Genomic DNA, 10,284 nt, shown 5'->3' on the forward strand with positions numbered 1-10,284 from the left:
CATGCTCGGCGAAGGCCGAGCATCCACGCCTGCTTTCGTCACGCAGGCAAGGCGTGGATGGCATGCCTTCGCATGCCATGACGCATCTTTGCCTCACGGTTCAGTATCAGATCATAACGCCGTAAGAAGAAGCCACGCCTCTTCCTAGCGCGACGACTCCTCCGGCGTGGAGTGGCGTATGGGCTTCGTTCGACTCAGATAAACGCCGGCCGCACCGAGCACCATCAAGGCGGAAGTGCCGAGAAATACCGCGCGCATGCCGATGCGGCCGCCAACCAAGCCTCCGAGTAGCGGCCCGGCCACCTGCCCGACAAATTGCGCCGAGGTCGAATAGCCGAGAATGCGGCCGGCCATGCCATCCACCACACTATGGCGAATGACGCTCGTGACGCAGGGCAAGAGACCGCCCAGCGCCAGCCCCATCAGGAAACGGAGCCCGATGAGTTGCCACGCCGCCGTCACGAAGGCTTGCGGGATCAGCAACAGCCCGGAGACGAGAAGCGCGCCGATGATCACGTTCCAATGCCCGATGCGATCCGCCAGCTTCCCGAGCCGTGACGCGGACAGGATGCTCCCCAAGGCGGCGGCGGCCATGACGACACCCGACACCAGCGTCACGCGCGACGAATTTTCGACGAGATGGGCGACGTAGAGCGTGATGATCGGCTCGATCGACATGGTGGCCAGCATCAGCAGCAGCCCGGTCACCAGCATGGCGATGATCGGCCGCTTGTTGGGGAGCGCTTTCCAGCCGCCGCGCGAGATGTTGTGCCGGGCCCGGGCAGGGCGCGGTTCCTCCTTGATGAGGGTGGTGGTCGCGATGAAGGTCAGGAAGATGACGCCGCCGGCCAGCCAGAAGGTGCCGCGGATACCGATGAGCGGGGGCAGCACGCCGCCGATCAGCGGCCCGACCAGATTTCCCGCCATGATGCCCGAGGACAAGGTGCCCAGCGCCCAGCCGGAGCGCGCCCTCGGGGTTTGGGTCGCGACAAGGATCGTCGAGCCAGACGCGTAGCCACCCGCGAAGCCGGCCAGCAGCCGCAGCGCCACCAGCTCCCAGACATTATGCGCCATGCCGATCAGGGACATGACCACCGCCATGCCCAGGCTCGCCCGGATCAGCATGAGTTTGCGGCCGTAGCGGTCGGCGAGGCGTCCCCAGATGGGTGCCACCAGCGCCGCCGCGAAGAAGGTCGCGCCATAGGCGATGCCGGACCACTGCGCGATGGCCGCGTGACCCGAGACGCCGAGCTGCTCCACGTAGAGTGGCAGGAACGGCAGCAGCAGGGTCATCGCGACGATGGTGGTGAAGGAACCGACAAGGCAGACGGCGAGGTTCCTGCGCCAATGCTTGTCTTCCCACTGGTCTGGTGACTGTTCGTCTGGCGCTGACATCCATGCTTCCTGCGCGGGGCGATGCCCTGTTCCATCTTGTTTGAACACAGGTTCCGGGTGCCGTCTTCGGTGGCCCGGTCTGGGCTGCATCCCTTTGGGGGCGGAGCGGCGCTGGTGCGTGGAAGGCCCGACTTGGGAACTGCGCGGAACCCGCTCTAACATGCCCCGGTGAGCGTCGGCAGGAGTTGTCCAGGACTATGACCAGCATGCACGTCGAGGTTATCTGCACCGGGGACGAGGTTCTCACCGGCAAGATCGTCAATACGAATTTCAGCTACATCACTCAGAAGCTTGAGGATTTTGGTCTTTCCGTGCGCTGGGAAACCACTGTCGGCGATGATCGCGAGGATCTGCTGGCGGCCTTCCGCCATGCCGCCGGCCGCGCGGACGCGGTGATCGTCAATGGCGGCCTCGGCCCTACGGTGGACGATCTGTCGCAGGAGGTCGCGGCAAAGGCGGCTGGTGTCGAGCTGGTGCTGAACGAGGCTTGGCTCGCCACTATGGAGGGCTTCTTCACCCGCCGCAGCCGGGTGATGCCACCCAATAATCGCAAGCAGGCGATGTTGCCGGCCACCGCCGAGGTCCTGGACAACCCGATCGGCACCGCCTGCGGCTTCGCGCTGGATATCGGCAAGGCGCGCTTCTTCTTCACGCCCGGCGTGCCTCGGGAGCTGCGCCGCATGGTCGAGGAGCAGATCGTTCCGCGCTTACTGACGCGCGGCGGTTCGCCGACGGCGATCCATCTGAAGCGATTCCACTCCTATGGTCTGGGCGAATCCCACGTCGACGCGCTGCTGGCCGGGCTGGAGAGCCTCGTGCCCGACGGGAGCTTGAAGCTTGGGTTTCGGGCGCATTATCCGCAGTTGGAGACCAAGCTGACGGTGCGCGGCGCGGACCGCGCGGAGATCGACCGCAAGTTGGCGCCGGTGCAGGCGGAGGTCCGCAAGCGGCTGGGCAATTTCATCCTGGGCGAGGATGACCAGACGCTGGAAGGCGTGGTGCTGGCGGAGCTATCCGGCCGGGGCAGTTCGTTGGCGGTGGTGGAGACCTTTACCGGCGGCGGCATCGCCGCCCGCATTGCGCCGCTGCCCGGGGCGGAGGCGGTGTTTCGCCGTGGGGTGATCGCGCGTGATTTGGGCGAGATCGCCGGGGCGGTCGGATTGGCGAGTGGGTCGCTGTCGGGGGCGCTCACTGTGGCGATGGCGGAGGCTGTCGCACGCGCGGTGCGGTCGCAATCCAGGGCGACGCATGCGCTGGCGGTGCTGATCGACCTCGACACGGATCCGGACCAGACGGATTTGGGCGGCACGATCTGCCTGGCGATCGCCGATGGCGAGGGGGTGGTGTCCCGCGAGTCCCGCATAGTGGGCGGCCGCGACTGGGTGCGGTTGGGTGCGGTGGAACTGGCGCTGGATTGCTTGCGGCGCCACCTGCAACACCTGCCGGTTACTGAGCGGACGGATTTCGAGAGGGTGTAGGGTTTTAATTGTTACTTTGCGGTGGTGCCTGAGGATAACACTTTGGTGTCGCCTGATTTGTGGTAAAACACTTTCACTAGTCCTAGCCAGCGCTCTCCACCTCCTTGAGGTCGCGAATCTTATGAAAGCCGGCAACATCTCGCCGCCGGTCCACGTTCGATTCAGAGAACCTCGACGCCGATGGGGTATCCGAGAGGCTTACTCGATCTCGACAGCCTCCGGATGCCGCCTCAGACGGGTCTCTTGAGCGCCGCGAGCAGTTCCTTCGCCATCGGGCCTGCGGAAGCGGGGTTCTGGCCGGTTATGAGTCGGCCGTCGACAACCACCTTCGGCATCCAATTTTCGGTTGAGGAGTACTCGGCGCCTTCCGCCCGAAGTGCATCCTCGAGTTCGAACGGGACGTCGTCGCGGGCATAGTCGTACTCTTCCTTCTTCGAAAATGCGGTGAGTTTCTTGCCACGCACGAATGGCACTCCGTCGCCGAGATCCACTCCGAGTAGCGAGCAGGGACCATGACAGACGGCCGTCACGAACTTGCCCGTGCTCCAAGAACGAACGACGGCTTTCTGCACCTCCGCATTGCGCGCGAGGTCAACCATCGGTCCGAGACCACCGGGAATCAGAATGGCATCATAGTCCGCGGCATCGACCTCGGACAACTTGCGGCTCCGATTCAGCCTGCGGAACGCCTTGCTCTCGAAAAACGCCTTCTGAGCCTGATCCTTTTCGTCGTAAGCATCGTAGGGTGCCCATCCACCCGCGATGGACGCGAACTCAACCGCGATACCCGCCGTGTCAAGCACCTCAAACGGGTGAGCGACCTCGGCAAAAAAAAACCAGTCTTGCGATTCTGCGGCCCGATGATGGCTGCGTTGGTGACAATAAACAGAACATGCTGGGTCACGATATTGTCCCTTCTCTGGACGTCAAACGATAGCGGAAAAGGCTTGATACTGCCAGGGAGAATAGCAGCGTGCCAGAGAATTTCGCGGGACGGAAGGAGTGCCTCGAACGCAAGATCATTGGGTGTCGTTTTCACAGGCGGCACATTTTGCCAACGATGGTGGTTTGGCATTTTCTAATCCTAAGCAAAATCATCGGGTTCAAATCGCTGCGTGATGAAGTCCGTTAGAGTTGAAATATATGAATTTTCGCCTGCGGTGCGTAGCCAAGGACACACCGAAGCAGCAGTGTGCAGACGAGTCCAGAAACACCCACTACCTGGACTGCCATTCATGCTCAGTTTGTTGCTGGTTTCCGTCTTGTGCGTCAGATTAAGCCAACCTCTACAGGAGCCTTGAAACCTGCCCTGGCAATTTATTTGGAGGCTGGCGTCCGCGTGGAGAAAGAAGGCATCGTCCTGCACCCTCCCCCCAGCAGTGCCTAAGACCGAAGCCCCGCGGTCGAAAATCGCCTGACACTTAGCAGTTGGGACTCTACTGACGCCTTACCCGCCATAGAGAGACGCGGCACACATCCTGTTGTCCTGGCCCATCTATTTTGCCCAAGACCGACGCGGCCGAGCGGCATGAGTATGAGGCTACTAGAATGGCCTTCGTGTAATCGCGCAGGATGGCCGTCGGCCCTGCACCACGGTAGCTGACGGCGGCGATGGGCTATTCCAGACTCGCCCTGATCTACTGATCAAACGTGGCGAGAAGACGGTGTTGATCGCAGACAAAAAATGGAAAAAGCTTCTGCCAGGAAGCGCAGATCGGAAGCAAGGAGTCGCGCAGTCAGATATCTATCAATGATGGCCTATGGACAGTTGTACGGCTGCGATACGCTGCTGACCTACCGCACCATCCTGAGTTTTGCAACACGAATGAAGCGGCAGTGATGCACCGCATTACTAATACGGAGTCGCGATTGGGTTGGACGACCGTGGATCTTGCCCAACACGATATCATGCCGATGGTGCTGCGCAAGTTGGTCGTCAACTATCTTATGATGAGGGCCTAGATGTTTGGTCCCAGGGTTTGGTGGTGCGGGTTTTATTTGGATTTTGATGGCTCTTTTTCCCATATTTGACAGAAGAATTCACCAGGGGGTGAGGTCGCGAAGCCGTCATTGGTGGGCTCGTAGAGGCAGTCGTCGAGGGGCAGCAATATACCGCCGGAAGACCAGGATGACTGCTTCATCCTCAAGCGAAAGCACTGTCAAGCCGGGTTCTTTGGGACCGGTTCGCCGGTCGGCGATAACGCTCGCCTCTTTTATTTGGCGACTGTCTCCGTGTTGATCCCGTAGCGCTTCGCCGGAGACCTCGGGCTGGTGCAGTTCGAGGTTCAACACGCCGCCCAGCAGACAGTCGAAGCCGCCGCTTGATCCTGTCCACCCCCTGGCGGCGCATTACAAATCGAGGAGTCCTTTCATCTTATTTCGACCCCAATATGGAATTCCTGACAGACATGAAGTTAGGCGTGCACCCGGAGGGCGATAGCTTCTCCGGGTCTTTTCATCAACAGTGCTATGATATCTACACCCGCGCTTAAGGTCCGCGCTGTACTGCTTCCTTTTCGCACCCACGTGTCACGCCTCTTTGAGCCGGTCAGCCCTATATCCACTGTTCAGAAAATCGTGCAGCCGCACTGTTCAGATACCCATATGCCGCATATCGACATCGCCTATGAGAAAATTCCGTCAAAGTTTTTTAACGAGCATAACTAGAATCCTTCGATTTAACGGCTTACACAACGCTTGAATCTAGAGGTGTGAAATGTCGGAGCCTGTGCGCTTGGTGATCTGGGACCTGGACGAAACCTTTTGGAAAGGTACGTTAACGGAAGGCGGTCTTACTGAAGCGGAACATGCAGGCGACATCGTTATAAAGTTAGCACAGCGTGGGATTATGAGTTCAATCTGTTCCCGCAACGACTATGTTTCGGTGCAGGACTTGATGGAGCGTTGGGGAGTCTGGCGTTACTTTATCTTCCCGAGCATCGACTGGAGTTCAAAGGGTGCCCGCGTTGCCAGCATCATTGAAGCTGTTCAGCTTCGGCCGGAGACCGTTTTGTTCCTCGACGACAATCCAATGAACCTTCAGGAGGCGAAATATTTTACGCCGACTTTACAGGTGGCTGGACAGAACTTCGTGCAAGAGATGTTGGCGGACGTTCGCCTAAGAGGCAAAGATGATCAGGCGCTGACGCGGCTGGCAACTTACAAGCTCCTTGAAGAAAAACAACAGGCACAGATCAAGGCAGGGGGCGAGGTTTATGGCTTCTTGCGAGAAAGTGGAATAACGGTCGAAATCGTCTACGACATCGAAGCCAACATTGATCGCGCGGTGGAGTTAATAAACCGAACCAATCAGCTGAATTTCACTAAACATAGGCTGCCCGAGAACCCCGACCTTGCCAGAGCCACTCTGCGCGAACAACTCAGTTTGTTCAACGTTCAAGCAGGTCTGCTCCGTGTCCGCGACAATTTTGGCGACTATGGTCTTGTCGGGTTCTATGCCCAGCGCAAAGGCGCGGGTTACCATGATCTCCTGCACTACTGTTTCTCGTGTCGCACGCTCGGCATGTTTGCAGAGCTTTGGTTCTACCGCGAACTCGGTCGGCCAGCCGTGGCCATGACAGGCGAGGTGCTGACGGATCTACACGACGAACAAATCCCCGTTGACTGGATCAGTTATTACGCTGGTACGGAGCATCAGGGCCTGGTCAATGCTCATTGGGATGATGTGCTTCTAATCGGTGGTTGCGACATACAAGCCTTATCACACTATTTGCAGCCACACGCGCGAACCTTGCACAGCCACTTCATCAGCGTCCGACATGGAATGGAGATTCGCACCGATCATACTACGATGCTGGCCCGATCCGGCATCCCTCCGACGAAAGAGGAGTTGTACTTCCTTCGCCTCGCCGGATATCAGTACGGTGATTTCAATCTCCCGAACCTAACGGCAACGCCTGGCCTTGTCCTCCTGAGCCTCTGGGCGGATGCTTATTATCTGCTCTTCCAACATCGGCGGCTCGGCCATGTCGCGCCGTTCTCGCCTGCTGCTCTCGGGCATCATGATGTACTAGCCCTAGATGAAGGTAGCTTGTTGGCGCGGCAAGCCTCACCAGAAGCGATGTTGGTGTTCCACTATCTGAAGGCTAACGCAATCTGCATTGGGTTGATTGACGAGACAACCTTCAAGCGTAATCTTGAGCTCATTGTCTCTCGGTTTCAGGATTCGTCGTCTGTGGTCCTATTGCTACTTAGTGAACGAGCCTGCGAGACGATTCCTGGTCTGCTGGTGCGGCACAAGGTGTTCAATCAATGGATGATAGAGGCAACACGGCTGCGGCCGAACATAACGACCGTCAGTATCGACCCGCACATTCATGATCGTGCCGAAATTACCGGTCCAACTCATTTTCATCGCATCGTGTACCAGCGGCTTGCGAGCGCCATAATCAAAGAGTTTCCGGCAGCAAGCCTGTCTACTTCCAGTGTCATACAGCCGGTTAACACACAGTCGTTGCCGGTAGAGGAAGAGGACATCGAAGCCACGCTGGCGATCGATCCAGCTGTGATCGAAATCTTCCGGCAGAGGGGAGCGGAAAGCGTTCCCTCTTGCTTTGAATTAGCCAACATTCTTCACTTACATGGGCATTTTGCGCAAGCTTCAGCCCTATACAAACGAGCCTATGATTTGCATCCCAAGGCGCCCGGAATCTATCCGCTCGCCCAATCTCTGCTTTACGCACGCCTGCTCTGCTTGATTAAAGACCGCCAGGCGCTAGAGGATAACGAGCTGGTTAGTCTGCGTATGCTCAATACGCAATTTTACAAGCTGGTCTGTGGCGCTCAACTGCTCATGAACGACGCAAATCCTCATAGTGCCATCGCTCTCATGGAGAATTGCTACGAGGAATTCCACACAGGCGAAGAGTCTGATTTGATCTACGTGGCAGGAATACTCAAGGTGTTCTCTGCGAGCCGCAGGCGGATAGAAAATTATCGACGCTCCGCGGGGGTGCAGAGCGATATCATTCCTCGTAATCTGTTCTTCTACTGGGATCAGGCACCTCCAGTAGAGATTCAGCAAAACTTCGAGTATCACTCAGCTCTAAACTACTTTAATATAAGAGTTTTCAACAAGGCAACGGCCGAGCACTGGCTGTATGAGACGTTTGGCTTTGAGGCTCGTGCTGTATTTCTGAACGCACGACATCCTGCGGAAGCGGCTGATATTCTCCGTGTACATGTCATTTATCAATACGGGGGCTACTGGCTCGACGCCGATATTCGTCTTCATTCTGTAGATAGATTTGAAAAATTCCTACCTAAGAACGTCGAGCATGTTTTCCTGCTGACGGCCGGCAACGTCGTGCATAACGACTTTTTTGGCGCGGTAAGAGGCTCAAAAATTCTCTCGGATTGTCTCCTATCTCTTTACCGAAACTGTTTCCTTCACCCGGGCCTTTACATTCCGTTCAAGACCGGCCCAGGAATCTTTGCCCGCGCGCTTAATCGTGCTTACTATAACGCCTTCACTGGCGCAGGTTTAGTGCCGTCAGCCATGGTTCTTGACCAAGAGAATTTCGATTACGTGATCGAAGAATTCCCCGTTACTTATAAATCTGGTGCTGGAACGTGGCACAATGTTTAGGACTGGTTCGCAGCCCAATACTCGGCGAATCGCTGATTGGCGCAGCGGTTCGGTAGGAATGGAGTTGTCGGACGGGGCCGTGGCGCTTAGCTTCGAAGATTGGGAGCGGCTGTCCCAGGTGCCATCCTTTGGCCGTCTCCTGGGGGAATCGCCCTTCGAGGCGGGCGACTTACCAGCACGCCACGATGGGCTTCGGGAGACTGAGTTCTGGGCGGTGTACCTGGTCGATACGAATGTCCTCACAACTGGTGCACGACGAAAGTCGTCGTTGTGCCTGACCTAGGGAATCTCTGAACAAGTCTTCCTCGACACGGTTACGGACCGATCTGTAGGAGTGTAGCTGCAGCGGCGGAGTTGAGTGAGATGCGGCAACTGACCCTGGCGAGCGCAAGCTTCGACAAGCATAGCAAGCAAACCCGCCGGGCAAAGTTCTTGGCCGAAATGGACCAGGTGGTGCCATGGCGTGAACTCTGCGCCCTGGTCGCGCCGTTCTACCCCAAGGCCGGCAACGGCCGCCCACCGATAGGACTGGAGCGCATGCTTCGGCTGCACTTCCTCCAACATTGGTACAACCTATCGGATCCTGCGGCGGAGGAAGCGGTTTATGACTCCCTCTCCCTGCGGCGCTTTGTCGGCATCGACCTCGGTCGCGAGCCGGTGCCCGACGAAACCACCATCCTGAACTTCCGGCATCTGCTCGAGCGGCACAATCTGGGCAAGCCCCTATTCGAGCGCGTGAACGAGCACCTTGCCTCGCGCGGACTGAAGGTGGCGGGCGGCACCATCGTCGATGCCACCATCATCGCTGCGCCGAGCTCGACCAAGAATGCGACCAAGGCGCGCGACCCGGAGATGCATCAGACCCGCAAGGGCCAGCAATGGTATTTCGGGATGAAGCTGCATATCGGTGTGGACAGCAAGACCAAGCTGATCCACGCGATGACCACGACGGCGGCGAACGTGCATGACGCCAAGGTCGTGGGCGAGTTGCTGCACGGCAAAGAGACCCGGGTGTATGGCGACCAAGCCTATCGGGGCCAGACAGCGTTGGTCCGCGAGCACGCGCCGAATGCCAAAGACTTTACCAACCAACGTTATCGCTACCGTGGCTCGGTCGATGAGGTGGAGCGTGGCAAGAACCGCACAAAATCAGGAGTTCGCGCCAAGGTCGAACATCCTATTGGGGTGATCAAGCGGGTGTTCGGCTTTGCCAAGGTTCGGTATCGCGGATTGGCAAAGAACACGCAGCGTCTGTGGCTTACCTGCGGTCTCGCTAATCTGTTCATTGTCCGTCATCGGCTGCTGCGCACCTGACAGGAGTACTATGTCCGGTGCGCGTCAGTTCAGCCTCAAATGGCAAAATCCTGCCGCCAGAGTCCCCCTTCGCGAAATAGTTTTTGCCGATGCGAGTCCACAAACGCCTGGCGAACACCATCACCGCTCAGCCTCGCCCGAGAATGGGCTTATTCAGGACGTCCCTAAGGGAGACCAGCTGACGATCGGCGTGGAATCTCCGTACGAGGCGTGGAGACTCCGTGCGCCTCAGATTTTGGCGATAGCGGGCCGGGACGGCCGCAGGATCACGCCGCGCTCGCCAATATCGACCCGGGCTTCGGGATACGCCGCTAAGGCGAGGCCAAGGCACTCGAGGAAGTGCTGCCGGAACCGGCGCACGGTCCCAAACCCGGCGCCGAACTGATTAAAAAGAGCTAGTGTCCTGATTCCGAAGTTTCTATCCACATCTCTGCTGGACGTCGACGGTTCTTTGGCAGAAGCGCTGGATTGACGCCAAGATGTCGTCTG

At 58.1% G+C, this 10,284-nt stretch carries 6 protein-coding genes and 2 pseudogenes; 4 read left to right on the top strand and 4 right to left on the bottom strand.

Features of this window, described 5'->3' with window-relative positions; genetic code table 11:
* Nucleotides 1-144: 144 nt before the first annotated feature.
* On the bottom strand, nucleotides 145-1,395 hold the full coding sequence (locus GSQ83_RS10140; RefSeq protein ID WP_158802758.1) for an MFS transporter: 1,251 nt from the start codon (nucleotides 1,393-1,395) through the stop codon (nucleotides 145-147).
* Nucleotides 1,396-1,592: 197 nt separating this feature from the next.
* On the opposite strand from GSQ83_RS10140, the gene GSQ83_RS10145 reads away from it, so the two are divergent.
* Nucleotides 1,593-2,873: a CinA family nicotinamide mononucleotide deamidase-related protein gene (locus tag GSQ83_RS10145; RefSeq protein ID WP_158802759.1), complete on the top strand. Its 1,281-nt coding sequence runs from the start codon at nucleotides 1,593-1,595 to the stop codon at nucleotides 2,871-2,873.
* A gap of 230 nt (nucleotides 2,874-3,103) precedes the next feature.
* On the opposite strand, the gene GSQ83_RS10150 is transcribed toward GSQ83_RS10145, so the two are convergent.
* Nucleotides 3,104-3,676 carry a type 1 glutamine amidotransferase domain-containing protein gene (locus GSQ83_RS10150; RefSeq protein ID WP_254065601.1) on the bottom strand — a complete coding sequence of 191 codons (573 nt, stop codon included), beginning with the start codon at nucleotides 3,674-3,676 and terminating at the stop codon, nucleotides 3,104-3,106.
* A 759-nt stretch (nucleotides 3,677-4,435) separates the two neighbouring features.
* On the opposite strand from GSQ83_RS10150, the gene GSQ83_RS31180 reads away from it, so the two are divergent.
* Entirely contained in the window at nucleotides 4,436-4,627 is a 192-nt protein-coding gene (locus GSQ83_RS31180) for a 5-methylcytosine restriction system specificity protein McrC (protein ID WP_158802790.1), read from the top strand.
* Nucleotides 4,628-4,954: 327 nt separating this feature from the next.
* On the opposite strand, the pseudogene GSQ83_RS30450 reads toward GSQ83_RS31180, so the two are convergent.
* Nucleotides 4,955-5,143 (bottom strand): annotated as a pseudogene (locus tag GSQ83_RS30450) (IS481 family transposase); the annotation flags it as partial.
* Nucleotides 5,144-5,589: 446 nt separating this feature from the next.
* Here GSQ83_RS30450 and GSQ83_RS10160 point away from each other — a divergent pair.
* Both GSQ83_RS10160 and GSQ83_RS10165 read left to right on the top strand, forming a co-directional pair.
* Nucleotides 5,590-8,481 carry a hypothetical protein gene (locus GSQ83_RS10160; protein WP_158802760.1) on the top strand — a complete coding sequence of 964 codons (2,892 nt, stop codon included), beginning with the start codon at nucleotides 5,590-5,592 and terminating at the stop codon, nucleotides 8,479-8,481.
* Between the two features lie 363 nt (nucleotides 8,482-8,844).
* Nucleotides 8,845-9,795, top strand: coding sequence for an IS5 family transposase (locus GSQ83_RS10165; RefSeq protein ID WP_158802761.1), 951 nt, complete (start codon nucleotides 8,845-8,847; stop codon nucleotides 9,793-9,795).
* Between the two features lie 228 nt (nucleotides 9,796-10,023).
* Here GSQ83_RS10165 and GSQ83_RS29840 read toward each other — a convergent pair.
* Nucleotides 10,024-10,284 (bottom strand): annotated as a pseudogene (locus GSQ83_RS29840) (hypothetical protein); the annotation flags it as partial.

Source organism: Acidisoma sp. L85, from assembly GCF_009765865.1.
Classification (GTDB): Bacteria; Pseudomonadota; Alphaproteobacteria; order Acetobacterales; family Acetobacteraceae; genus Acidisoma.